The sequence below is a fragment of the Streptomyces virginiae genome, assembly GCF_000720455.1.
In the GTDB taxonomy this organism is placed as follows: domain Bacteria; phylum Actinomycetota; class Actinomycetes; order Streptomycetales; family Streptomycetaceae; genus Streptomyces; species Streptomyces virginiae.
On record NZ_JOAK01000003.1, the window covers coordinates 1 to 23,244 of the forward strand.

Below are 23,244 nucleotides of genomic sequence, written 5' to 3' on the forward strand. Positions count from 1 at the left end.
CGAGAGGTGCCGCTCGATGAGCCGGGCCATCGTCACGTACTGCGTGAACACCAGCACCGAACCGCCCTCGGCGAGGATGGTGTCCAGCAGCTCGTCGAGGAGCTCCAGCTTGCCGGAACGCGCGCCGCCGGTCGCGCCGCCGTCGCCCAGGTAGTGGGCCGGGTGGTTGCAGATCTGCTTGAGCGAGGTCAGCAGCTTGACCACGAGCCCGCGCCGCTCCATCCCGTCGGCCTCCGAGATCGCCGCGAGGGTCTCGCGTACGACGGCCTCGTAGAGCGCGGTCTGTTCGCCGGTGAGGGACACCGGGTGGTCGGTCTCGGTCTTCGGCGGCAGCTCGGGCGCGATGCCCGGGTCGGACTTCCTGCGCCGCAGCAGGAACGGCCGGACGAGCGCCGACAGCCGGGCCGCCGCCTGCGGGTCGCGGCCGCTCTCGACCGGTTCGGCGTAGCGGGCGCGGAAGGTCCCGAGGCGGCCCAGGATTCCCGGGGTCGCCCAGTCCAGGACGGCCCACAGCTCGGAGAGGTCGTTCTCCACGGGGGTACCGGTCAGGGCCACGCGGGCCCGCGCCGGGACGGTCCGCAGGGCCTTGGCGGTGGAGGAGTGCGGGTTCTTGACGTGCTGCGCCTCGTCTGCGACGACCAGGCCCCAGTCGGTGGCGGCGAGCACGGCCGTGTCCAGGCGCATCGTGCCGTACGTGGTGAGTACGAACTCCCCGGCGCCGGGCGTGAGTCCGGCCAGGCCGCGGCCAGGCCCGTGGAAACGGCGTACGGGGCTGCCGGGCGCGAACTTCCCGATCTCCCGTTCCCAGTTGCCCAGCAGCGAGGCCGGGCACACCACCAGGGTGGGGCCGGCGGTGAACGCGCCCGGACGGTTGCGGTGCAGGTGGAGCGCGATGAGGGTGACGGTCTTTCCCAGGCCCATGTCGTCGGCGAGGCAGGCGCCGAGGCCGAGTGAGGTCATCCGGGCCAGCCAGCGCAGGCCGTGCAGCTGGTAGTCGCGCAGGGTGGCCGACAGCCCGGGCGGGGCGTCCACCCCGTCCGCCTCCTGCGGGTCGCCGGTGAGCCGCGCGCGCAGGCGTTCCAGCGCACCGTCGGCCTCGACGCCGACCCGCTCGCCGTCGATCTCCGCGGACCCGGTGAGTACGGCGGCCAGCGCGTCCGCGGCGCCGAGCGTACGGTCCTGGAGCGCGCGGGCCCGGCGGGCCTCGGCGGGGTCGATCAGCACCCACTGGTCGCGCAGCCGCACCAGGGGGCGGTTGGCCTCGGCGAGGCGGTCCAGCTCGTCCGGGGTCAGATCGCCGTGCCCGCCGAGGGCGTGGCGCCAGCTGAAGGAGAGCACGGCGCCGGGGGAGAGCAGTCCGGAGGGCAGGGCGCTCCCGGCGGTGTCGCGGGAGTCGTGGGGTCTGCGGGAGTCGTGGGGTTCGCGGAATTCGTCGGGCCCGGGGGATCCGACGACGGCGCGGGCGGTCAGTCCGCGGACGAGCCCGCGCGGCCAGTGCACCTGCACCCCGTCGGCGGCGAGCGCGGCGGCGGCCTCGCCGAGCAGCTCCGCGACCTCCTCGTCGGCGAGTTCGACGGCGTCCGGGACGGCCGCGCCCAGCAGCGGGGCGAGCGGGGGCCACAGCCGGGCGGCCCGGCGCAGGGCGCGCAGGGCGTCCAGCCGGGCGCCGGGAGGGAAGGCGGCCGCGGCGGCGCCGGAACCGGCCCAGACGTCGGCGGCGTCGGCCACCAGCGCGGCGGCGGCCGGGCTGTGCATCTGCAGGACGGCCCGGAAACCTCCGGCGGCCGTGGTGCCTTCGACCGCCTCCGGGGCGGCGGGGGCCCGCCCGGGTTCCCCGGTGAGCTCGACCCGGAGGGAGAGGCGCACTCCGGCGTCGTGACCGGAGGCCACTTCGGCGGTCCAGTCGCGCAAGTGGGGGCGGCGCTCGGGCGGGCGGGCGGCGAAGGCGGTCCCCCCGGCGGCCGCGGGCGCGGCGGAGGAGCGCGGCAGGGTGTCGGCGACGGCGTCGAGGAAGGCGCGCAGCAGCGGCTCGGCGGCGGGCAGCCGGGGCGGCCCCTCCGGATTCGTCGGCAGGCAGCGGGCACCGGGCGGCATGGCGGCGGCCAAGGCGCGCACCTCGTCGAGGTCGGCCGCTTCCAGCGGCCCGAGCCGCCAGGCGTCGTGGCCGGCGGGGCTCAGGCCCGGCAGCAGCTTCCCCCGTGCGGCGAACCGCAGGGCCAGCAGCGCGGCCGCGCCCCAGAACACGGTGCCGGCAGCGGCCACGTCGGCGGTGCCGGCTCCTGCTCCGGTCCGGGCGCGGGTGAGCAGGGGCAGGGCCTCGTCCACGGTCAGCACGAGCGCGCGCACGGTGGTCCGCCGCAGGTCGGAGGTGACGACGGACAGCTCCTCGAAGGCGTCCGAGCCAGAGCCCGAGCCGGAGCCCGAGCCGGAGCCGGAGCCCGTGTCTGTGCCGCCGGTGTCCGTGCCCGCCACCGCGCCGGGCGCCGGGGCGGAGGGTGCCGTGAGTGTGGCGGGTGACGTCCCGTCCGCCTGCCAGAGGGCGATCCGGCCGGTGCGGGCCGGGTCGCCGGGAAGGAAGACGGCGGAGCAGCGGAGGAGGTCGGAGATCTCGGCGAGCACGCATTCCTCAAATTTGACTACCGGGGTCGGGGTGGCCGAGGGTACCCCAACTCGGGCCCCGGACGACGGGTGCCGGGCCGCACCCGCCTTCCTGCTCCGAAATCCGCGCGAGTGCAGGGAACGCGCGGTCGTGACGGCGCGTTGAGGGAGTAATGGTCGACGGCACAAGGAGGTGTCCGCAGATGTCCAGCAGCGGAAAGGTCGCGGTTGCCGGAGTCGTGGCAGCCATCGTGTTGTTCTGGGCGGTGGGCTTCTGGGCGGGCCTGCTGGTCCTCATCGGGGTGCCGACGGCGGCCTACCTCCTGCTGGACTCCTCCCAGCGGCGCCGGCTGCGGGGCCTGTCCAGGAAGCAGATAGGCCGCTGAGGGCGGCGGTGCGCGGCACCGGGTGAGGCCCGCTCCGGAAGTGGCCGGGCTCCGGCTGGTGTGCGGAGCCCGGCGGGCACGGCCGCGGGGTGGGCGTCGGGCGCGGGTGCGCCCGGGGTGGCCGGCCGGATCAGGCCGCGCCGCTCACGACGACGGGACGGAGCTCGGCTTCGAGCAGCATCTGGGACGCGTGGTCCACGAGGTTGCGGAGCACCGGCTGATAAGCCTGGTCGCCGCCCAGTTCGTCCAGGATCCGGTAGGCCTCGGCGCGGAACGCGTCGATCTCCGCGCGGTAGCGGTCGAGGGCGAGGGGCGTCCGCAGGATGCCCGCGAGTTCCGCCCTGGCCTGATGCGACCGGCCCGCGGCCGCGCACAGCCCCAGGATGTGTTCCCGGGAGAGGGGCGACGCGTCCTCGAGGACCGAGGCGAGCAGATAGGTCACCGTGCCGTTGAGCAGGTCCTCGTCACGGCCGGAAAGGATGTCTTCCTGGTCGTTGAAGATCTGCCACAGGATTCCGAAGACGTAGCCGAATTCACGCCACAGCTCGATCCTTTCGTCCGTGGTGCCCGAGAATATGGCGGCCATTGCCGTGATCATCCCGAAGGGCGCGCCGGATTTTCCGCGGTACGTCTCCACCACCGATTTCCGGGAGGCGCTGCCGATGTCCCCGCGCATGTCCTCTATCTGGCCGTCGACGCCGATGATCCAGCCGTTCAGGATCTCGGTTATCAGGGCGCCGTGCGCCGCATCCGGGAGATCTTGCGCCAGGATGATCTGAATGGGCAGCGCATTTCCGGTGATGACGGAGGTGAGCAGTGCTTCGTCCTCGGTGAGCTCGCCGGAGATCGACGCGCCATTGGCGTCGGCCAGGTCGTCGAGATAGCAGGCCGAGGTCCACCACAGCAGGTGCACCGCGGACAGTGGCACGGCCGGCCCCGGATTCCCCGTCTCTATGGCGTGCGCGAGCAGCGGGAGTACCGACAGGGGATGTCTCAGTTTGCGCTGCTCCAAGAGCTTGGCCACGGAGTTCTTGGTGGTCGTCGCGATCGGGCCGAGCCGGTCCAGAGCGGTTTCGATCTCCGCATCGATGTCCTGTGCGACCTTCCGGTGCAGGTCCAGGTACGACATGGAATTCAAGAGTGGCCTCCATCGTGGAATGAGCGTGGGGGTGAGGTGCGCACCCTTCGAGCCGCGTGACTGGCCGATTCGATCATTCCGGAGGAGGGGGATCCAGAGCGATTTTCAGTCGCTCTGGCCGAATCTCTGTGGTTGAAGCGTTAAACTACCGACGGTAATAAACATTTTCGGCCATCGAGGCGATCAGTAATAGCCATCCATCAAGGTCGTCGCCCACTCCGGCTGCCGGAGCTCGCCGCGTGGCGCGAATTCGACCATGTAGGGCTTCAGGTCGAGGACCGGGGTGCCGTCGACGGCGTCGAGCCCTTCCACGTGGACGTCCAGCCCGTCCACCTTCACCACCCGGCACCGTGAGACGCCCAGCCGGTTGGGCCGGTTCTTGCCGCGCTGCGCGAAGATGCCGACCAGCGGCCAGTCCGGGTTGTTGCGCGGGTGCCGCGCGCCCGTCTCGATCCTCTCCACCGGGACCCGGTCGAAGTGGTAGACGACCTCGACGTGCGAGAAGTCCTCCAGTCCGTAGAGGGCTTCCGGACCGAACCGGTCGCCGTCCAGGCGGATCACCGCCGTCTCCCGCCCCCAGTCGTCGTCCACGACGTCGGCGCGCCCACCCACGACCACACCCACCGGCTCCGACTCCACCACCGTGTCCCCCTCGTACCGTCGCTCGTGCGCACGCCGTTCGTACGCCGCTGTTCGTGCAGGCCCCAAGCCCCAGCCCCAGCCGCAGCCCCTGGTCCGGGGCCGGGGGTCATGCCGGACGGACCGCGACGCGGTCGAGCGCCGCCAGCAGCTCCGGCAGGTCGGGATCCCCCTCCCGGGGAACCGTGAGCACCTCGCCCGGCTCCTCGTCCAGCAGGACGAAGGCCGCCTCCCCGGTGCGGGCCACCAGCGACCAGCCGGGGCCGTCCACGCGCAGGGTCCGGGCGCCCTCGCCGGCGAAGGAGGACCGCACGCGGCCGGGCGGCGGCGCGGTCCGCGTGTACTCCAGCGCCTGCTCCAGCGCACGCGCGAGTCCGGGATGCGCCGCGGCCGCGGCCCCGCCGTCCGTCGCCACGCGCTCGCGCCAGTCGGCCCATTCCCGCGCGATCTGGTCCGCGCCCAGCCGTCGCTGCACCGGGCCCCACGCCTCCGCCGAGGGCGGCGCCAGCGGCACCCGCCCCGTGCCGTCCGCGCCCTGCTCGGGATCGTGCGGCTCCGGGATCCCCGGTGCTGCCACCGACAGGTCCACCGGCCAGCCCGCCAGCGAGACCACGATGGTCCGCTCGTCGGGCGACAGGTCGTATTCCATGCCGCAGTCCCACGAGGCGATGGCGGCGGCCACGAGCGAGACGTCGTCGACGACGACCGTCCAGCGGGCGCCCTCCTCGTCCTGGCCGAGCACCAGCCCGTACCCCTCCCTGCTGGGCGCCACGCCCAGCAGGGCGCAGGCCTCCGGGAAGTCGTCACCCAGGAAGCTGGGGAACTGCGCGGGGGTCAGGAGTACGGCGGTCAGCACGTACAGCGAGCCGCCACCCTCGTCGTCGGACACCTGGCCTCCAGCTTGCTCTCTCGTCGGCGCACCTTAACTACTCGGTAACCCGCGCGTCGAGAGCCTGCGGGCCACGATTTCCAAGGCCGCCACCTGCACGTAGAGTTGGGGACCCGCCACAGAAAGGGACACCCGGTGCAGCGTTACGACCGGCTGAAGGAGATCCTCCGGCTCGATCCCGACAAGGACTTCCTCGCCATCTACCGGCTCACCGCCACCTACGAGTTCCCCTGGGACTTCGCCCGCGCCCTGGAGCTCGCGCTGTTCCGGACGTACGCCGTCCCCAGCATCGGCGGCCTGCTGGCCGAGACCGCCGAGTTCACCGAGCGCACCCAGAAGCGCTACGACGACACCGCGCTGCTCCTCGACGCGGTCGTCGAGCACGGCTTCGACAGCGACACCGCGCGCACGGCGATCCGCCGCGTCAACCAGATGCACCGCAGTTACGACATCTCCAACGACGACATGCGCTATGTCCTGTGCACGTTCGTGGTGATCCCGTCACGCTGGCTGGACGCCTACGGCTGGCGCCCGATGACCCACCACGAGCGCCGGGCGAGCGCGAACTACTACGCCGCTCTCGGCCGACACCTGGGCATCACGGACATCCCGGGCTCCTACGAGGAGTTCGAGGCCACCCTCGACGCCTACGAAGCGGCCCACTTCGGCTGGGACGAAGGCGCCCGCAGGGTCGCCGACTCCACCCTCGACCTGATGGCCTCCTGGTACCCGGCGCCGCTCGCGCCCGCCGTGCGCCGCGGGGGCCTCGCCCTCCTCGACGACTCGCTGATCGACGCCTTCGGCTACGAGGCCCCGAACGCCGGCCTCCGGAAGCTGGTGCAGGGCGCCCTGCGGCTGCGGGGCCGCGCGGTCCGGCTGCTGCCCCCGCGCCGGGCCCCGCACTACGCCCGCCAGAACCCGGAGATCAAGGGCTACCCCGGCGGCTACGACGTGGGCGAGCTGGGCACCTTCCCCGTGCCCGGCTCGGGCGGCTGCCCCGTGCCGCATCCCCGCCGGCCCGCCGGAGCGGAGGCCCAGCCTCCGGCCTGATCCCGGTACCTCCGCGGTCACCGGGTGCGGCGGCGACGTACAAGGTGTGTGCCGTCACGCGGGGGTCAGGGCCGGCGCGCGGCCAGCACCAGGAACCGGTGGTCCTCGTCGGCGTACGAGGTCATGTCCCAGCCCGAGGCGGACAGGAGCGGGCCGAGGTTGTGCTCGGCGCGCATGTCCTGCGGGGTCGATTCGCGGCCGTGGCGCGCGGCGAGCGCCGCTCGCCCGATCGGGTGGAAGAGCGCGAGCCGGCCGCCGGGGCGGACCACCCGCGACAGTTCGCGCAGGTTCGCCGCCGGATCGGGCAGGTGCGCGATGAGCCCGGCGGCGAACACCGCGTCCAGCGCCTCGTCGCGCAGCGGCAGCCGGGCCACGTCGGCGAGCAGCAGCACGCCCTCGGCGGCACGCCCGGCCCGCTGCGCGGCGGCCAGCATCTGCGGCGTGAGGTCCACGCCGAGCACGGTGCCCGCGGGTCCGACGGCGGCGCGCAGCGCACCCAGGGCCCGCCCGGTGCCGCAGCCCGCGTCGAGCACGCGGTCCCCGGGCCGCAGCCCGAACTCCGCCACGGCGGCGGCGAAGGCGGGCCCGTCCTCCGGGAACTTGCGGTCCCAGCCGTCGGCCCGCGCCCCGAAGAACTCCTGCACGTGCGTGTGGTCTTCGCTCATGGGCCCATGATCCTCCACCGCCGCACAGCCGGGTGTCCGCGGACCGTGCGCAAGGTGGCGCGCGGGGTGATCGAAGGTGAACGTAGCTCTGTCATATTCCAGCACTTACAGCTGCTTTCGAAATGCGCCCCCTGTTCGCGCCCTCACCCGGACTAGCGTCCGTTGGCCATGGGACACCTGGGACATCTGGACCACGCCGCCTACGGCTGGCTGACACCCGCGCTGTCATACGTGATGGCATCGATCGGCGCCGCCCTCGGACTGCGCTGCACCGTCCGCGCGCTCGCCGCGACCGGAGCCGTCCGCCGCAACTGGCTCCTCACGGCGGCCTCCGCCATCGGAACCGGCATCTGGACCATGCACTTCGTCGCGATGCTCGGCTTCGAGGTCACCGGCACGGAGATCCACTACAACGTGCCGCTCACCATTCTGAGCCTGCTCGTCGCCATGCTGGTCGTCGGCGCCGGAGTCTTCGCGGTCGGCTACGGCAAGGCGCGCGGCCGTGCCCTCGTGCTGGGCGGGCTCACCACCGGAATCGGCGTCGCCAGCATGCACTACCTGGGCATGGCGGCCCTGCGCCTGCACGGTCAGGTCTCCTACGACCCGCTCCTCGTCGGCCTCTCCGTCGTCATCGCCGTGGTCGCCGCCACCGCCGCCCTCTGGGCCGCGCTCAACATCAAGTCGCCCCTGGCCGTGGCCGCCGCCTCCCTCGTCATGGGCGCCGCCGTCAGCAGCATGCACTACACGGGAATGACGGCCGTAGCCGTCAGCGTCAGCCCCTCGGACGCGGCCCTGCCCGGAGCCACCGCGATGCAGTTCATCTTCCCCCTCGCCGTCGGGCTGGGCTCCTACCTGTTCATCACCGCCGCCTTCGTCGCGCTCTCCCCGACCGCCGACGAACGCGCCGCCTCCGCCTCCGCCCGGCACCTGGGGGAGCACACCGCGGCCGCGCACTGACCGCCCCTCCCCGCGTACCACCGCGCCCCAGCGCCCGTACGACCGCACGACCGCACGACCCACCGACCTACCGCACCCACAGGCACCGCCCGGAACGAGGAGCCCATGCGAACACCCCGCAGAAGACCGGAAGCAGCGGCGCCGCGGCTGCCCGCGCCGCCGGCGCGCGGCCGCCGGGCCCATGCCGGGCCACCGGCCGAGGAGCCGGCGGGAGACCGGGCACGGCAGCGGCCGCGGCAGGCGGACGACGCCCGCCCGCCCCGCTCCGCCGCACCGGGCGAGCGCGCTCCCCGGCTGCGGCTGCGCCCCGCCACCGTCCGCGCGAAGATCGTCTCCCTGCTGATGGTCCCGGTCGTCTCGCTCCTCGCGCTGTGGGCCTTCGCCACCGTCAACACCGCCCAGGACATAGCCCGGCTGGCCCGTGTCCAGCAGGTCGACTCCGAGATACGCGCCCCAGTAGCCGCCGCCGTCACCGAGCTCCAGGCCGAACGGCGCGCGGCCGTCCGCCTCCTGGCCGACCCCGCCGCCGACCCGGGCGCGCTGGACCAGCAGGCCCGCCGCACCGACAGCGCCGTCCGCGGCCTGCGGCTCGGCGAGCGCCACACCGTCGCCGACTCCGGCGACTACCGCTCGGACACCGTGGTCCGCCTGGACGCCTTCGTCGTCGCCGCCGAGGCGCTGGGCTCGGCCCGCAAGGACATCACCGACCGCCGCGCCACCCCCGATGCCGCCTTCGCGATCTACACCCGCGTGGTCGACGCCGCGTTCGCCGTGAGCGGCTCGCTGTCCGGTGCCGAGCACGCCGAACTCGGCCCCGACGCAAGGGTCCTACTCGACTTCGCCCGCGCCGCGGAACTCCTGTCCCGCGAGGACGCCCTGCTCGCCCTGCCCGGCCAGCGCAGCCCCGAAACGCTTCGGCTGCTGACCGGCGCCATCGAGTCCCGCCGCGCGCTCACCGAGACCGCTTCCCGCGACCTGCCCGCCATCCAGCGGGACGCCTGGCAGTCCGTCGCCAAGAGCGCCGCCTACGCCGACCTCACCGGCGCCGAGGACCGGGCCCTGGCCACCGGCACCTCCCGTGACGGCCGCGGGGCGCCCGCGGGATGGGAGGCCGCCCACAGCGGCATCAGCGCCTCGATGCGGGAGATCGAGGAGGCAGCGCACACCGCGGCGGCGCACCGGGCCGATCCCGTCGCCGAAGGGGCGTTCAGCCCGGCCGGAGCCGCCGTACTGCTGGGCCTGGCGGCCGTCGCCGCCTCCCTCGTCATCTCCGTCCGGATCGGCCGCGTCCTCGTCGTCGAACTGGTCTCGCTGCGCAACACCGCCCTGGAGATCGCCCACCGCAAACTCCCCGACGCGATGGAGCGGCTGCGCGCCGGCGAGGAGATCGACGTCGCCGCCGAGACCCCGGCGGGCGCGCCCGCCGACGACGAGATCACCCAGGTCGGCGAGGCGCTGGGCACGGTCCACCGGGCCGCGCTCAGCGCGGCCGTCGAGCGGGCGGAGCTGGCCAGCGGAGTGTCCGGCGTCTTCGTCAACCTCGCCCGCCGCAGCCAGGTCCTCGTGCACAAGCAGCTCACCCTGCTCGACTCGATGGAGCGGCGCGCCGACGACCCGAACGAGCTGGGCGACCTCTTCCGCCTCGACCACCTCACCACCCGGATGCGCCGGCACGCGGAGAGCCTGATCATCCTTTCGGGTGCGGCTCCCGGCCGGGCCTGGCGGATGCCGGTCCCGCTCACCAACGTCGTCCGGGCCGCCGTCTCGGAGATCGAGGACTACCCGCGCGTCGAGGTCCGCCAGCTCGCCGAGGCCGCGGTGGTCGGCGGAGCCGTCGCCGACCTCACCCACCTCCTCGCCGAACTCATCGAGAACGCGGCCCAGTTCTCCCCTCCCCACACCAAGGTCCGGGTCAGCGGCGAGCCGGTGGGCACCGGCTACGTCCTGGAGGTCGAGGACCGCGGACTGGGCATGGGCCGCGAAGCCCTGGGCGACGCCAACCGGCGCATCGAGCAGTCCGAGGACCTCGACCTCTTCGACAGCGACCGGCTCGGCCTCTTCGTGGTCAGCCGCCTCTCGGCCCGCCACGGCGTGAAGGTGCACCTGCGCACCTCGCCCTACGGCGGCACCACCGCCGTGGTGCTGCTGCCCAACTCCATGCTCCAGGGCGCCATCACCGTCGGCGACCCGGACCCGGACCCGGACCCGGGCCGGGACCCGGCCGCGGCCGCGGACCACGCAGAGGTGGACCAGGGCCCCGGGCGCCGGGAGTCGCGGCCGGCCACCGCCGCCGCCGGCCCGGTGCGAGCCCGCGTGCCCGCACGGGAACCGGCGGCGGCACAGCAGCCGCCCGCCGTGACCGTCGTACGGGACGAGGCGCGCGGCCCGGCCGCAGTTCGGGACGACGCGCGCGGCACCCCGGCCAGGGGCGCGGCCCCGGCAGCGGCCGCCGAGGAGCCGCGCCCGGCACCGGTGGCCCCGCTCCGGCCGCGCACCGCCGGCGGTGCGGCGGGCACCCGTACGGAGGCGGCCGCACCCCCCTCGGCCTCCGTGACGGAACTGCCGCGCCGGGTGCGCCAGGCCAGCCTCGTCCCGCAGCTGCGGGAGGCCCCCACGTCCCCGGAGCCCACCGGCGTCCGGCTGCCCGAGGAACCGCCGGGCCGCAGCCCGGAGCAGGCCCGGGACCGGATGGCCGCCTACCGGGCCGGATGGGTCCGCGGCGCCGAGGAGAACTCCCCCCACGCAGGCAGCGAAGGAGAAGTGTGATGATCGAGCACCAGAGGATCGGCCACGACGGCATCCGCAGATCGGGCGAACTCGACTGGCTCCTGGACGACCTGGTGCACCGGGTCGTCGAGGTCCGGCACGCCGTGGTCCTCTCCAACGACGGCCTGGCGGTCGGCGCCTCCAACGCGCTCAGCCGGGAGGACGCCGAGCACCTGGCGGCGGTGGCCTCCGGCTTCCACAGCCTGGCCAAGGGCGCGGGCCGGCACTTCCACGCCGGGGGCGTGCGCCAGACGCTGGTCGAGATGGACGAGGGCTTCCTCTTCGTCGCGGCGGCCGGCGACGGATCCTGCCTGGCGGTGCTCAGCGCCGCGAACGCCGACATCGGGCTGATCGCCTACGAGATGGCCCGGCTGGTCAAGCGGGTCGGCGAGCACCTCTACACCCCGCCGCGGTTCGCGGCGCGGCCGCCGGCCGCCGGCTGAGGGCGGCGGTCCGGCACATGAACGGCCAGTGGTACGACGCCGAAGCGGGCCCGCTCGTCCGTCCGTACGCCATGACCGGGGGGCGTACCAGGCCGGGACCGCACGGGGTCCGCTTCGACCTGATCGCCCTGGTCGCGGTGGATCCGGAGGGCGGCGCGGACGAGGCGGCCGAGTCGCTGCTCGGCCCCGAACACCGGGCACTGCTGGGGCTCTGCCGGTCCGAGACCCAGTCGGTGGCGGAACTCGCCGCCGACGCCGACCTGCCCGTGGGAGTCGTACGGGTGCTCCTCGGGGACCTGCTGGAGGGCGGACACGTCAAGGTCAGCCGCCCGGTACCGCCCGCCCAACTGCCGGACGAGCGGATTCTGCGTGAAGTCATCGAGGGATTGCGAGCGCTTTGATGGGACACCACGACAACCGACCTTCCGGCGCGTCCGGACCGGCCGGAGCCGCACCGGACCCGGACCTGGATCTGGACGTGGATCTGGACCCGGAGCTGGGATCGGACGCGGATCCGGGCACGGTGGAGGAGGACGGCGAACTGGCCGCGCTCGCACTGAAGATCCTCGTGGCGGGCGGCTTCGGGGTGGGCAAGACCACGCTGGTCGGTGCGGTGAGCGAGATCCGGCCGCTGCGCACCGAGGAGCAGCTGAGCGAGGCGGGCGAACTGGTCGACGACACGGGGGGCGTGGACCAGAAGACGACCACGACCGTGGCCATGGACTTCGGACGGATCACCATCCGCTCCGGGCTGTCCCTCTACCTGTTCGGCACCCCGGGGCAGGACCGGTTCTGGTTCCTGTGGGACGAGCTGTCGCAGGGAGCGCTCGGCGCGGTGGTGCTCGCCGACACGCGGAGGCTGGAGGACTGCTTCCCGGCGGTCGACTACTTCGAGCACCGGCGCATCCCCTTCGTGGTCGCCGTCAACTGCTTCACCGAGGCCCGGCGTTACGGAGCGCACGACGTCTCGCGCGCCCTGGACCTGGAGCAGGGGACTCCGGTGGTGCTGTGCGACGCGCGGGACAAGGACTCCGGCAAGGAAGTGCTGATCAGGCTGGTCGAGTACGCCGGGCGGGTGCACACCGCCCGGCTGCTGGACTCGGTGGGGCCGCAGGCCGGTTCCGTGTGAGCCGGCCCTGCCGCGGGGGTGGGTCAGTCGGACACCCCGGCGACGGAGATCACCTTCTCGATCGGGACGCGGACCAGGAGCTCGCTCGGGACTGCATTGCGGCGGCCGAAGGCCTCGGCCGCCTCCTCGCCCATGTAGCGGGCGGCGATGCGGGTCGCCCAGACGAGCATCCCGTCCGCGTCGTCGGCGTATCCGCTGATCTCGGCGCGGCCCTGGAGGACGACGTAGGAGAACGGCGGCCGGTCGTCGTCCACGCAGAGTGCGACGCGGCCGTCCCTGGCCAGATTGCGCCCCTTGACCGTGTCCTTGCCGGTATTGAATACGAAGGAGTCCCCGTCGAGTACGAACCAGATCGGAGCGACGTGCGGACTTCCGTCCTCGCGGACGGTGGAGAGCTTTCCGGTGCGGGTGGAATGGGAGACGAATGCCCGCCATTCCTCTTGAGTCATCTTCTTCGCCATGGGCACATCCTCCTTGCCGGAAAGGCGCTGGTGGGGAAGGCTGGCGGCACGAGTACGCGGGGTGGGGCGCGGCCGAGCGGGCACGCGTCAACGGGGAGGGGCTTGGAATGGCACTGGACAAGCAACTGGACTGGCTGCTGGACGACCTGACGCGCAGGGTCCCGCAGGTGCGGCACGCTGTGGTGCTGTCCAATGACGGCCTGGTGACGGGGGCGAGCGCGGGGCTGCCGAGGGAGGACGCCGAACACCTGGCCGCCGTGGCGGCCGGGCTGCAGAGTCTGGCGAAGGGGTCGGGGCGGCACTTCAGGGCCGGAGAGGTCCGGCAGACGATGGTCGAGTACGACGACGGGGCCCTCTTCGTCATGGCGGCGGGTGCGGGCAGCTCCTTGTGCGTGCTGAGCGCGGCCGAGGCGGACATCGGTCAGGTCGCGTACGAGATGACGCTGCTGGTCAACCGGGTGGGCGAGCACCTGGGCGTCGCGGAGCGGCGCATCACCGGCGGCTGAACGCCCGGCGCCTGAACGTCCAACACGCGGCCGGGTGGCCGAGGTGGCCGGGTGGGCGGAGTTGTCCACAGGCCTCGCGGGGCTCCGTTGCACTGAGTTACGGTCTTCACACAGAGTAATCACTGCTCGTGGGGGAGGACCGTGATGACGCAGATGACGCAGATGGTGACCGCGCCGCCGAAGGACATGGCCGTGCGCGAGGGGGAGGGGGCGGCCGTCCGGGCCGACGGCGCCGTGGAGGTGCTGGTCGGCAGCGCGCTGGCCGCCGGAGAACTGGGCTTGACCCGAGGCGAGTTGGCCAGGGCCGTCCAGCTGGGGATCGTGCGGGCCGGTCCGCCGACGGCCGGCGGGGCCGCGCGCTTCACCCGGGCGGAGCTGGCGAGGGTGCGCGAAGCGGCCCCCGGCCCATCCGACGCGCTGCGCCGACAGGTCGAGACGGTGGCCGGTGCCCAGGGCGCGGCCGAGGTGCTGGGAGTCGGCCCGAGCCGGTTCACCCGGCTCGCCCGCTGCGGGCACCTCACCCCGGTCGGCTACCGGATCAACCGCTACCGCGCCGTCGTATGGCTCTATCTGGCCGCGGAGTTACGGGAGTTCGCCGACCGGGAGCCGCGGATGCTGCGCGGGACGGCGCCCGCCGAGGACCGGGAACTGCTGGCGGCCAAGGGGGACCTGCGGCCGCGCACCTGGCGAGGGCGGCACGTGGGGCTCCTGCTCAGACGGACCGCCGATCCATGGGCCCGCGCTGCCGTACTGGCCTGCGTACTCCCGGAGGACGAGCTGCGCGCGGCCGTGCCCGATCCGGCGGAACGGATCGTCCTGGCCGCGCTGGCCCCGCCCCCGCCGTACGGGCACCCGCAGGTGCCCGCCGCCGCGGCGGTGGCGGAGGGGCTGCTGCGGGCCGGGCCGCCGGACGAGGTCCACTGGTACCGCACCAGCCTGGAGTTCGCCCTGACCGGGGCCCGGGCTCAGTCGAAGTCGACGGGGGAGAGGGGGCCGACGTAGACCCAGGCGCCGGCCTCACGGGAGAAGGCACTGTGCTCGTGCAGCGAGCCGGTGTGCCGGCCCTCGCGGTAGTGCGCGCGGAACTCCACCGAGCCCTCCGTCTCGAACATCCCGCCGCGCTCCGTGGCGAGGATCTCCAGCCGCTCCCAGCGCTGCCCGGGATCCAGGTCCAGGCGGTCAGGGCGCGTCGAGGGGTGCCAGGAGCGCAGCAGGTAGGCGGTGTCACCGACGGCGAAGGCACTGAAGCGGGAGCGCATCAGCAGCTCGGCGGTGGGTGCCCGGCCGTCACCGGAGTGGAAGCGGCCGCAGCACTCCGGGTAGGCGGCGGGCAGCCCGCAGGGGCACGGCAGGGCGGGGGTGGGCATCGGTCTGCTCAGTTCTTCGGTGCGGTGTCGGACGGCCGGCCCGGCTGGTCCGGGCGGCTCGGCTTGGCAGGGTACGGGCGGAAGAGGCCCTCTTGGACCACGGAGACCAGCAGCCTGCCCTCCAGGTCGTAGATCCGGCCCCGGGCCAGGCCCCGGCCGCCGTGCGCGATGGGCGACTCCTGGTCGTAGAGGAACCACTCGTCCGCCCGGAACGGCCGGTGGAACCACATGGCGTGGTCGAGCGAGGCCATGTCGAAACCGCGCATGCCCCACAGGGGTTCCACGGGGATGCGCACGGCGTCGAGGAGGGTCATGTCACTGGCGTAGGTGAGGGCGCAGGTGTGGACGAGCGGGTCGTCGCCCAGCGGGCCGACGGCGCGCATCCACACCGCGCTGCGCGGATCGGCGCCCTTGAGCTCCTCAGGAGTCCAGCGGAGCCGGTTGACGTAGCGGATGTCGAAGGGCTGGCGGCGGGCCATCCGCTCCAGTGCCTCCGGCAGCGCCCCGAGGTGCTCGCGGATCTCGTCCGCGACCTTGGGGAGCGTGTCGGGATGGGGGACGTGGTGAGGAGGCAGCTGGTGCTCGATGCTGCCGTCCTCCGGATGATGGAAGGAGGCGGTGAGATTGAAGATCGTCTTGCCCTGCTGGACCGCGGTGACCCGGCGCGTGGTGAAGGACCGCCCGTCACGCACCCGCTCCACCTGGTACACGATCGGCACCCCGGGGATGCCGGGGCGCAGGAAGTACGCGTGCAGCGAGTGGACCGGGCGGTCGCTCTCGACGGTGCGGCCCGCGGCCACCAGCGCCTGGCCGGCGACCTGGCCGCCGAACACGCGCTGGAGGGACTCCTGCGGGCTGGCGCCGCGGAAGATGTTGACCTCGATCTGCTCGAGATCGAGCAGATCGACCAGTCTCTCGGCGGGGTTCGTCATCAGAGGATCTCCACTGTCGGGTCCGGGCGGTCCGGCGGCGTGCCGGATCAGGTCACAGGGCGCCGAGCTCACCGACCGAGGTGACCCGGACGACCGCCCGGCCCTCCTCGTCGGAGGCCGCCAGGTCGACCTCGGCGCTGATGCCCCAGCCATGGTCGCCGTTCGGGTCGGCGAAGGTCTGGCGGACGCGCCACAGACCGTGCGCCGGGTCCTCCTCGATCTGCAGCAGCTTCGGGCCGCGGGCGTCCGGGCCGGTGCCCAGGTCGTCGTACTCGTCCCAGTACGCGTCCATGGCCTCGCCCCAGGCGTCGGCGTCCCAGCCCGACTCGGCGTCCAGCTCGCCCAGCATGTCGACGTTGTCGAGGGCGGCCAGCTCCACCCTGCGGAACATGGCGTTGCGGACCAGGACGCGGAAGGCGCGCGCGTTCGCGGTGACCGGCTTGACCTGGTCGGCCTTCTCCTGGGCCTGCTCCGCCGTCTCCACCTCAGGGTTCGCCAGCTGCTCCCACTCGTCCAGCAGGCTGGAGTCGACCTGGCGGACCAGCTCGCCGAGCCAGGCGATCAGGTCCTCGAGGTCCTCGGACTTGAGGTCGTCGGGGATGGTGTGGTCCAGCGCCTTGAACGCGCTCGCCAGGTAGCGCAGCACGATGCCCTCGGTGCGGGCCAGCTCGTAGAAGGAGGTGAACTCGGTGAAGGTCATCGCGCGTTCGTACATGTCGCGGATGATCGACTTCGGGGAGACGGGGTGGTCGCGCACCCACGGGTGGCTCTTGGCGTAGACGTCGTAGGCGTGGAAGAGGAGCTCTTCCAGCGGCTTGGGATAGGTGACCTCCTGGAGCCGCTCCATCCGCTCCTCGTACTCGATCCCGTCGGCCTTCATCTGGCCGACCGCGATGCCGCGCTCCTTGTTCTGCTGGGCGGCCAGGATCTGGCGCGGGTCGTCCAGCGTGGACTCCACGACGGACACCATGTCCAGCGCGTAGGAGGGGGACTCCGGGTCCAGCAGGTCGAAGGAGGCCAGCGCGAAGGTGGACAGCGGCTGGTTGAGCGCGAAGTCCTGCTGGAGGTCGACGGTGAGCCGGATGGTGCGGCCCTCCGCGTCCGGGGTGTCGAGCTTCTCCACCACGCCGCCGTCCAGCAGCGAGCGGTAGATCGCGATGGCCCGCCGGATGTGGCGCAGCTGGGCCTTGCGCGGCTCGTGGTTGTCCTCCAGGAGGTGGCGCATCGCCTGGAAGGCGTCGCCCGGCCGGGCGATCACCGACAGCAGCATGATGTTGGTGACCTTGAAGCGCGAGGTCAGCGGCTCCGGGTCGGCGGCGATGAGCTTTTCGAAGGTGGTGTCCGACCAGGCGACGAAGCCCTCGGGCGCCTTCTTGCGGACCACCTTGCGGCGCTTCTTCGGATCGTCGCCCGCCTTGGCGAGGGCCTTCTCGTTCTCGATGACGTGCTCGGGCGCCTGGGCGACCACGAAGCCCGCCGTGTCGAAGCCGGCCCGGCCGGCGCGTCCGGCGATCTGGTGGAACTCGCGGGCGCGCAGCGTGCGGACCCGGTTGCCGTCGTACTTGGTGAGCGCGGTGAACAGCACGGTGCGGATCGGGACGTTGACGCCGACCCCGAGCGTGTCCGTACCGCAGATGACCTTCAGCAGACCGGCCTGCGCGAGCTTCTCCACCAGACGCCGGTACTTGGGCAGCATGCCGGCGTGGTGGACGCCGATGCCGTGCCGCACGTAGCGCGAGAGGTTCTGGCCGAACTTGGTGGTGAAGCGGAAGTTGCCGATCAGCTCCTGGATCTTGTCCTTCTCCTCGCGGGTGCACATGTTGATGCTCATGAGCGACTGCGCCCGCTCGACCGCCTGGGCCTGCGTGAAGTGCACGATGTAGACGGGGGCCTGCCGGGTCTCCAGCAGCTCGGTGATCGTGTCGGTGATCGGCGTGGTCACGTACTCGTACGACAGCGGCACGGGCCGGGTCGCGGAGCGGACCACCGAGGTGGGCCGGCCGGTGCGCCGGGTCAGGTCGTCCTCGAACCGCTTCACGTCGCCGAGGGTCGCCGACATCAGGACGAACTGCGCCTGCGGCAGCTCCAGCAGCGGGATCTGCCAGGCCCAGCCGCGGTCCGGCTCGGCATAGAAGTGGAACTCGTCCATCACGACCTGGCCGATGTCGGCGTGCTTGCCGTCACGGAGCGCGATGGAGGCCAGCACCTCGGCGGTGCAGCAGATCACCGGCGCGTCCGCGTTCACGGAGGCGTCGCCGGTCAGCATGCCGACGTTCTCGGTGCCGAAGAGCTTGCACAGGTCGAAGAACTTCTCCGACACCAGCGCCTTGATCGGGGCGGTGTAGAAGGTCACCTTGTCCTGGGCCAGGGCCGTGAAGTGCGCACCGGCCGCGACCAGGCTCTTGCCGGAGCCGGTCGGGGTGGACAGGATCACGTTCGCCCCGGAGACGACCTCGATCAGCGCCTCCTCCTGAGCCGGGTACAGGGTGATGCCCTGGTCCTCCGCCCACGAGGAGAAAGCCTCGAAGAGGGCGTCGGGGTCGGCGGTCGGCGGGAGCTGATCAATGAGGGTCACGCCCCCATCTTGCCTGGCTTCCCCCCGGATAAGGGAACCGGAGGACGCAACGAAGATCACCGACTGTACGCTGTGCCGTCGATGCGGCCCGAACGAACCGGTCAACAGGGCCCGATACACACCAGCGGGGCGGGGAACGACCATGATGGGTCCGGCGCACTCACTGTCCGGGGCGGCGGCCTGGCTGGGGGTGGGAGCGGCCACTGCGGCCGCCGGCCGTCCCATGCCCTGGCCGGTCCTCGTCGTCGGCGCGCTGATCTGCGCCGGCGCGGCCCTCGCCCCGGACCTCGACCACAAGTCGGCGACGATCTCCCGCGCCTTCGGTCCCCTGTCCAAGGGCCTGTGCGAGGTGGTCGACAAGATCTCCTACGCCGTCTACAAGGCCACCCGCTCCACGAAGGACGCCCGCCGCTCCGGCGGCCACCGCACCCTGACGCACACCTGGCTCTGGGCGGTCCTGATCGGCGGCGGCGCCTCCGCGCTCGCCGTCACCGCCGACCGCTGGGGTGTGCTCGCACTGCTCTTCGTGCACCTGGTGCTGGCGGTCGAGGGCCTCCTGTGGCGGGCCGCCCGCATGTCCAGTGACGTCCTGGTCTGGCTGCTCGGCGCGACCAGCGCGTGGATCATGGCCGGGGTGCTCGACCAGCCCGGAAACGGTGCGAACTGGCTGTTCACCGAGCCGGGGCAGGAATACCTCTGGCTCGGCCTGCCCATCGTGCTCGGGGCCCTGGTCCACGACATCGGTGACGCGCTGACGGTCTCCGGCTGCCCGGTCCTGTGGCCCCTGCCGATCGCCGGAAAGCGCTGGTACCCGATCGGCCCGCCGAAGCCGATGCGCTTCCGCGCCGGCAGCTGGGTGGAGCTGAAGGTCCTGATGCCGGTCTTCATCCTGCTGGGCGGCTTCGGAGGCGCCTCGGCCCTCGGCTTCATCTAGTCGTGCGACGGCCCCGGTCACCGGGTACGGAGGGCTGCTCCGTACCCGGTGACCGGGGCCTTCCGAAATGCCCGCACCGGCGGGGCCGCCGGCTCAGCCGTGCCAGGACCGCCACAGCGCCGCGTACGCCCCGTCCGCCGCGACCAGCTCGTCGTGCGAGCCGAGTTCACTGATCCGGCCGCCCTCGACCACCGCGATCACATCCGCGTCGTGGGCCGTGTGGAGCCGGTGGGCGATCGCGATGACCGTACGGCCGTCCAGCACCCGGGCCAGCGAGCGCTCCAGATGCCGTGCGGCCCGCGGGTCCAGCAGCGAGGTGGCCTCGTCCAGCACCAACGTGTGCGGATCCGCCAGCACCAGCCGGGCCAGTGCCACCTGCTGGGCCTGAGCCGGGGTGAGCGCCGTACCGCCGGATCCGACCTCGGTGTCCAGGCCGTCGTCCAGCGCCCGTGCCCAGCCGTCCGCGTCGACCGCGCCCAGCGCCGCCCACAGCTCGGCGTCCCCGGCACCCGTCCGTGCCAGACGGAGGTTGTCGCGCAGCGAACCCACGAAGACGTGGTGCTCCTGGTTGACCAGGGCCACGTGCTCACGCACCCGCTCCGCCGGCATCCGCGACAGCCGGGCCCCGCCGAGGGTGACCTCGCCGGTGCGGGGCTCGTAGATGCCCGCGAGCAGCCGCCCCAGGGTGGACTTGCCCGCGCCCGAGGGGCCGACGAGCGCCATCCGGGTGCCCGGCGGCACCGACATCGACACCTGGTGCAGGACGTCCACGCCCTCCCGGTAGCCGAAGCGGACCTCCTGCGCCCGGACGTCCCGGCCGTCGGGCGCCACCTTCGCGTCCCCCGCGTCCGGTTCGATCTCGCGCACGCCCACCAGGCGGCCCAGTGACACCTGGGCCACCTGCAGCTCGTCGTACCAGCGCAGGATCAGGCCGATCGGATCGACCAGCATCTGCGCCAGCAGCGCGCCCGTGGTGAGCTGCCCCACCGACATCCAGCCCCGCAGCACGCAGTAGCCGCCGATCAGCAGCACCGAGCCGAGGATCGTGACGAAGGTGACGTTGATGACGGGGAAGAGGACGGTCCGCAGGAACAGCGTGTACCGCTCCCACGCCGTCCACTCCTTGATGCGCCGCTCCGACCGGGCGATCCGCTCCGGCCCCAGGCGGTGCGCCTCGACCGTGCGGCCCGCGTCCACCGTCTCGGTGAGCACGGCCGAGACCGCGGCGTAGCCCGCCGCCTCCGACCGGTACGCCGAAGGCGCCCGCCGGAAGTACCAGCGGCAGCCGATCACCAGCACCGGCAGGGCGACGAGCGCGGCCAGCGCCAGCGGCGGCGCGGTCACCGCGAGGGCCCCGAACAGCAGCCCCGCCCACACCACGCCGATGGCCAGCTGCGGAACGGCCTCACGCATCGCGTTGGCCAGCCGGTCGATGTCGGTGGTGATCCGCGACAGCAGGTCACCGGTACCGGCCCGTTCCAGCACGCCCGGCGGCAGCCCCACCGACCGCACCAGGAAGTCCTCCCGCAGATCGGCGAGCATCTCCTCGCCCAGCATCGCCCCGCGCAGCCGTACCAGCCGCACGAAGAACGTCTGCACGGCGAGCGCCAGCGCGAACAGCAGGGCCATCCGCTCCAGATGCAGCTCGCGCGCCCCCGCCGCGAGATCGTCCACGACCCGGCCCAGCAGGTACGGGCCGACCATGGAGGCGATCACCGCGACCGCGTTGACCCCCACCAGCACCAGGAAGGGCCGCCGGTGGCGCCGGAACAGGTCGCGCACATAGCCCCGTACGGTCGACGGCGTGCCCACGGGCAGCGTCGCGGCCGTCTCGGGGGCCGCCGGATCGTATTCCGGCGGCGCCAGGCCGATCATGCGGATTCCTCGATCTCTGTGAGTGCTTCTTCCAGCTCTGTCAGTCCGAGCCCGGCGAGCCGCTGCTCCTCGTCCGTCTCGCGGGTGACCACCGCCCGGTAGAGCGGCTCCCGGTGCAACAGCTCGCGGTGGGTCCCGACCGCCGCCACTGTGCCGCCGTCGATGAGCACGACCCGGTCCGCGCGGTCCAGCAGCAGCGGCGAGGACGCCAGTACGACCGTGGTCCGGCCGCCGCGCAGGGCCGCGATCCCGTCCGCGATCCGTGCCTCGGTGTGCGAGTCGACCGCCGAGGTCGGCTCGTCGAGCACGAGCACCTCAGGGTCGGTGACCAGGGACCGGGCCAGTGCGAGACGCTGGCGCTGGCCGCCGGACAGCGACCGGCCGCGCTCGGTGATCCGGGCGTCCATCGGGTCCTCGACCCCGTCCGGCGCCGACTGCAGCAGTGCGTCCAGTACGTCCGCGCACTGGGCGGCCGCCAGAGCGGCGCCCGACTCGACCGCCCCGGAGGCCGGTACGTCGAGCAGCTCGCGCAGCGTCCCCGACAGCAGCACAGGATCCTTGTCCTGCACGAGGACCAGCCTGCGGGCGGTGTCCAGTTCGAGGTCGTCCAGGGCGACTCCGCCGAGGAGCACCGAAGGACCGTCCTTCGCCTCCCGGTCGCTTCCGCCTCCGCCTTCGCCGGCCCCGTCACCGGTGACGTCCGGGTCGCCGCCGTTGCCGTCCTCCATGGCGTGGCCGCCGAGGCGTTCGGCCAGTCGGCCCGCCAGGTCGGGGTCCCCGCAGACGACGGCGGTGAACCGGCCGGCGGGCACCAGCAGTCCGGTCCGCGGGTCGTACAGGTCCCCGCCCGCGGCCGGTTCCCCGACGGGCCCGGCCTGCGCGGGGCGCTCCGCCGGATCCGTCCGGGTCAGCGACAGCACCCGGGCCGCCCGCTTCGCGGAGGGACGGGAGAAGGAGTACGCCATGGCGATCTCCTCGAAGTGCCGCAGCGGGTAGAGCAGCGTCGCCACCGCGCTGAACGCCGCGACGAGTTCACCCACCGCGATGCGCCCGTCCAGGGCCAGCGAGGCGCCGTACCAGACGACCGTGATCAGCAGCAGGCCCGGGAGCACCACCTGGATCGCGGAGATCAGCGCCCACATCCGGGCGCTGCGCACGGCGGCCCTGCGGACCTCCTGCGAGGCCTCGCGGTACCGGCCGAGGAACAGCTCCTCGCCGCCGATGCCGCGCAGCACGCGCAGGCCGGCGACGGTGTCGGAGGCCAGCTCGGTCGCCTTGCCCGCCTTCTCCCGCTGCACGTCGGCGCGTCGGGTGGCCCGCGGCAGCAGCGGCAGCGAGGCCAGGGCGATCAGCGGCACGCCGACGGCGACGAGCACGCCGAGCTCGGGTGCGTAGAACACCAGGCCGACGCAGACCAGGACGATCGCGAAGACGGCGGCGAGGAAGCGGGACACCGCCTCGACGAACCATCCGATCTTCTCGACGTCGCCGGTGGACACGGCGACCACCTCACCCGCGGCGACCCGGCGGGTCAGGGCGGAGCCCAGCTCGGCGGTCTTGCGCGCGAGGAGCTGTTGCACCCGTGCGGCGGCGGTGATCCAGTTGGTGACGGCGGTGCGGTGGAGCATGGCGTCGCCCACGGAGATGGCGACGCCGATCAGGAGGAGCAGCCCGCCGACGAGCAGCAGCCGGTTCGGCTCGCGGTCGACGACGGCGTCGACGCCCAGACCCACGGCGTACGGCAGTCCGGCGACACCGCCGAAGTGCAACATCCCCCAGGCCAGGCTCTTGAGCTGTCCGCCGAGTTGACCACGTCCCAGCCACAGGAGGAAACGGGGGCCTGAACGAGCGTCGGGCACCCCCGGATCGGGATACGGAAGATCGCTGATCTGCATGACGCCCCATGACTGGTCGAGTGGTCCAAACCGTGCAAG

At 73.0% G+C, this 23,244-nt stretch carries 21 protein-coding genes; 10 read left to right on the forward strand and 11 right to left on the reverse strand.

All coding sequences use genetic code 11. From position 1 onward, the window contains the following. The coding region (locus IG86_RS0105320) for a DEAD/DEAH box helicase (protein ID WP_051784973.1) at positions 1-2,619 on the reverse strand (2,619 nt) is incomplete at its 3' end. 182 nt (positions 2,620-2,801) lie between these two features. Here IG86_RS0105320 and IG86_RS0105325 point away from each other — a divergent pair. Continuing rightward, positions 2,802-2,984, forward strand: coding sequence for a hypothetical protein (locus tag IG86_RS0105325; protein WP_030818787.1), 183 nt, complete (start codon positions 2,802-2,804; stop codon positions 2,982-2,984). Between the two features lie 130 nt (positions 2,985-3,114). Here IG86_RS0105325 and IG86_RS0105330 read toward each other — a convergent pair whose 3' ends face one another. The 3 genes from IG86_RS0105330 to IG86_RS0105340 all read right to left on the reverse strand — a co-directional run bounded on the left by IG86_RS0105330 (position 3,115) and on the right by IG86_RS0105340 (position 5,650). Next, complete coding sequence (locus tag IG86_RS0105330; RefSeq protein ID WP_030895049.1) at positions 3,115-4,113, reverse strand: polyprenyl synthetase family protein; 999 nt, start codon at positions 4,111-4,113, stop codon at positions 3,115-3,117. A gap of 192 nt (positions 4,114-4,305) precedes the next feature. Next, a complete protein-coding gene (locus IG86_RS0105335) occupies positions 4,306-4,761 on the reverse strand; it encodes an SAM-dependent methyltransferase (RefSeq protein WP_030895052.1) in 456 nt (151 codons plus the stop codon). A 109-nt stretch (positions 4,762-4,870) separates the two neighbouring features. Then, a complete protein-coding gene (locus IG86_RS0105340; protein WP_030818781.1) occupies positions 4,871-5,650 on the reverse strand; it encodes a hypothetical protein in 780 nt (259 codons plus the stop codon). Between the two features lie 135 nt (positions 5,651-5,785). On the opposite strand from IG86_RS0105340, the gene IG86_RS0105345 reads away from it, so the two are divergent. After that, positions 5,786-6,700: an oxygenase MpaB family protein gene (locus tag IG86_RS0105345; protein WP_030818779.1), complete on the forward strand. Its 915-nt coding sequence runs from the start codon at positions 5,786-5,788 to the stop codon at positions 6,698-6,700. Between the two features lie 65 nt (positions 6,701-6,765). Here the strand turns inward: IG86_RS0105345 and IG86_RS0105350 are convergent, their stop codons facing one another. Then, entirely contained in the window at positions 6,766-7,365 is a 600-nt protein-coding gene (locus tag IG86_RS0105350) for a class I SAM-dependent methyltransferase (RefSeq protein WP_030895055.1), read from the reverse strand. A gap of 177 nt (positions 7,366-7,542) precedes the next feature. On the opposite strand from IG86_RS0105350, the gene IG86_RS0105355 reads away from it, so the two are divergent. From IG86_RS0105355 to IG86_RS0105375, 5 genes are all read left to right on the forward strand, one after another. Beyond that, positions 7,543-8,322 carry an MHYT domain-containing protein gene (locus IG86_RS0105355; RefSeq protein ID WP_030818775.1) on the forward strand — a complete coding sequence of 260 codons (780 nt, stop codon included), beginning with the start codon at positions 7,543-7,545 and terminating at the stop codon, positions 8,320-8,322. Between the two features lie 105 nt (positions 8,323-8,427). Next, positions 8,428-11,088 carry a sensor histidine kinase gene (locus IG86_RS0105360; RefSeq protein WP_051784974.1) on the forward strand — a complete coding sequence of 887 codons (2,661 nt, stop codon included), beginning with the start codon at positions 8,428-8,430 and terminating at the stop codon, positions 11,086-11,088. Further along, positions 11,088-11,531: a roadblock/LC7 domain-containing protein gene (locus IG86_RS0105365; protein ID WP_030657449.1), complete on the forward strand. Its 444-nt coding sequence runs from the start codon at positions 11,088-11,090 to the stop codon at positions 11,529-11,531. Before IG86_RS0105360 ends, IG86_RS0105365 begins: the two co-directional genes overlap by 1 nt. Before the next feature lie 17 nt (positions 11,532-11,548). Next, entirely contained in the window at positions 11,549-11,932 is a 384-nt protein-coding gene (locus tag IG86_RS0105370; protein ID WP_030657451.1) for a DUF742 domain-containing protein, read from the forward strand. After that, complete coding sequence (locus IG86_RS0105375; protein WP_234316183.1) at positions 11,932-12,660, forward strand: GTP-binding protein; 729 nt, start codon at positions 11,932-11,934, stop codon at positions 12,658-12,660. The genes IG86_RS0105370 and IG86_RS0105375 overlap by 1 nt, the downstream gene beginning before the upstream one ends. 23 nt (positions 12,661-12,683) lie before the next feature. On the opposite strand, the gene IG86_RS0105380 is transcribed toward IG86_RS0105375, so the two are convergent. Then, on the reverse strand, positions 12,684-13,121 hold the full coding sequence (locus IG86_RS0105380) for a PPOX class F420-dependent oxidoreductase (RefSeq protein ID WP_030818768.1): 438 nt from the start codon (positions 13,119-13,121) through the stop codon (positions 12,684-12,686). A 107-nt stretch (positions 13,122-13,228) separates the two neighbouring features. Here IG86_RS0105380 and IG86_RS0105385 point away from each other — a divergent pair, with 107 nt between their 5' ends. Next, complete coding sequence (locus IG86_RS0105385; protein ID WP_030657457.1) at positions 13,229-13,627, forward strand: roadblock/LC7 domain-containing protein; 399 nt, start codon at positions 13,229-13,231, stop codon at positions 13,625-13,627. A 144-nt stretch (positions 13,628-13,771) separates the two neighbouring features. Continuing rightward, the gene (locus IG86_RS0105390) at positions 13,772-14,629 is read left to right on the forward strand and encodes a DUF6397 family protein (RefSeq protein ID WP_051784975.1); all 858 of its coding nucleotides are present in this window, start codon (positions 13,772-13,774) and stop codon (positions 14,627-14,629) included. Here the strand turns inward: IG86_RS0105390 and IG86_RS0105395 are convergent. Genes IG86_RS0105395 through IG86_RS0105405 form a run of 3 tightly spaced genes read right to left on the reverse strand, consistent with a single transcriptional unit; the run spans position 14,593 to position 18,561 of the window. Beyond that, positions 14,593-14,994 carry a YchJ family protein gene (locus tag IG86_RS0105395; RefSeq protein WP_030818764.1) on the reverse strand — a complete coding sequence of 134 codons (402 nt, stop codon included), beginning with the start codon at positions 14,992-14,994 and terminating at the stop codon, positions 14,593-14,595. The genes IG86_RS0105390 and IG86_RS0105395 overlap by 37 nt on opposite strands. Positions 14,995-15,002: 8 nt before the next feature. Beyond that, positions 15,003-15,926, reverse strand: coding sequence for an acyl-CoA thioesterase (locus IG86_RS0105400; protein WP_045936957.1), 924 nt, complete (start codon positions 15,924-15,926; stop codon positions 15,003-15,005). 52 nt (positions 15,927-15,978) lie between these two features. Then, positions 15,979-18,561, reverse strand: a complete 2,583-nt coding sequence (locus tag IG86_RS0105405) for a DEAD/DEAH box helicase (RefSeq protein ID WP_078848428.1) — start codon at positions 18,559-18,561, stop codon at positions 15,979-15,981. A gap of 82 nt (positions 18,562-18,643) precedes the next feature. On the opposite strand from IG86_RS0105405, the gene IG86_RS0105410 reads away from it, so the two are divergent. Then, a complete protein-coding gene (locus tag IG86_RS0105410; protein ID WP_030818758.1) occupies positions 18,644-19,435 on the forward strand; it encodes a metal-dependent hydrolase in 792 nt (263 codons plus the stop codon). A gap of 93 nt (positions 19,436-19,528) precedes the next feature. Here the strand turns inward: IG86_RS0105410 and IG86_RS0105415 are convergent, their stop codons facing one another. Together IG86_RS0105415 and IG86_RS0105420 are read right to left on the reverse strand one after the other, a co-directional pair. Then, complete coding sequence (locus IG86_RS0105415; RefSeq protein ID WP_030818751.1) at positions 19,529-21,310, reverse strand: ABC transporter ATP-binding protein; 1,782 nt, start codon at positions 21,308-21,310, stop codon at positions 19,529-19,531. After that, the gene (locus IG86_RS0105420; protein WP_030818749.1) at positions 21,307-23,205 is read right to left on the reverse strand and encodes an ABC transporter transmembrane domain-containing protein; all 1,899 of its coding nucleotides are present in this window, start codon (positions 23,203-23,205) and stop codon (positions 21,307-21,309) included. The genes IG86_RS0105415 and IG86_RS0105420 overlap by 4 nt, the downstream gene beginning before the upstream one ends. Positions 23,206-23,244 lie beyond the last annotated feature (39 nt).

Excerpts from the sequence above, each read along its gene's own strand:
- IG86_RS0105370 (WP_030657451.1), top strand. The coding sequence starts at position 11,549 with ATGAACGGCCAGTGGTACGACGCCGAAGCGGGCCCGCTCGTCCGTCCG.
- IG86_RS0105360 (WP_051784974.1), top strand. The coding sequence starts at position 8,428 with ATGCGAACACCCCGCAGAAGACCGGAAGCAGCGGCGCCGCGGCTGCCC.
- IG86_RS0105400 (WP_045936957.1), bottom strand. The coding sequence starts at position 15,926 with ATGACGAACCCCGCCGAGAGACTGGTCGATCTGCTCGATCTCGAGCAG.
- IG86_RS0105325 (WP_030818787.1), top strand. The coding sequence starts at position 2,802 with ATGTCCAGCAGCGGAAAGGTCGCGGTTGCCGGAGTCGTGGCAGCCATC.
- IG86_RS0105390 (WP_051784975.1), top strand. The coding sequence starts at position 13,772 with ATGACGCAGATGACGCAGATGGTGACCGCGCCGCCGAAGGACATGGCC.
- IG86_RS0105420 (WP_030818749.1), bottom strand. The coding sequence starts at position 23,205 with ATGCAGATCAGCGATCTTCCGTATCCCGATCCGGGGGTGCCCGACGCT.
- IG86_RS0105380 (WP_030818768.1), bottom strand. The coding sequence starts at position 13,121 with ATGGCGAAGAAGATGACTCAAGAGGAATGGCGGGCATTCGTCTCCCAT.
- IG86_RS0105330 (WP_030895049.1), bottom strand. The coding sequence starts at position 4,113 with ATGTCGTACCTGGACCTGCACCGGAAGGTCGCACAGGACATCGATGCG.
- IG86_RS0105385 (WP_030657457.1), top strand. The coding sequence starts at position 13,229 with ATGGCACTGGACAAGCAACTGGACTGGCTGCTGGACGACCTGACGCGC.
- IG86_RS0105365 (WP_030657449.1), top strand. The coding sequence starts at position 11,088 with ATGATCGAGCACCAGAGGATCGGCCACGACGGCATCCGCAGATCGGGC.
- IG86_RS0105375 (WP_234316183.1), top strand. The coding sequence starts at position 11,932 with ATGGGACACCACGACAACCGACCTTCCGGCGCGTCCGGACCGGCCGGA.
- IG86_RS0105395 (WP_030818764.1), bottom strand. The coding sequence starts at position 14,994 with ATGCCCACCCCCGCCCTGCCGTGCCCCTGCGGGCTGCCCGCCGCCTAC.
- IG86_RS0105410 (WP_030818758.1), top strand. The coding sequence starts at position 18,644 with ATGATGGGTCCGGCGCACTCACTGTCCGGGGCGGCGGCCTGGCTGGGG.
- IG86_RS0105415 (WP_030818751.1), bottom strand. The coding sequence starts at position 21,310 with ATGATCGGCCTGGCGCCGCCGGAATACGATCCGGCGGCCCCCGAGACG.
- IG86_RS0105350 (WP_030895055.1), bottom strand. The coding sequence starts at position 7,365 with ATGAGCGAAGACCACACGCACGTGCAGGAGTTCTTCGGGGCGCGGGCC.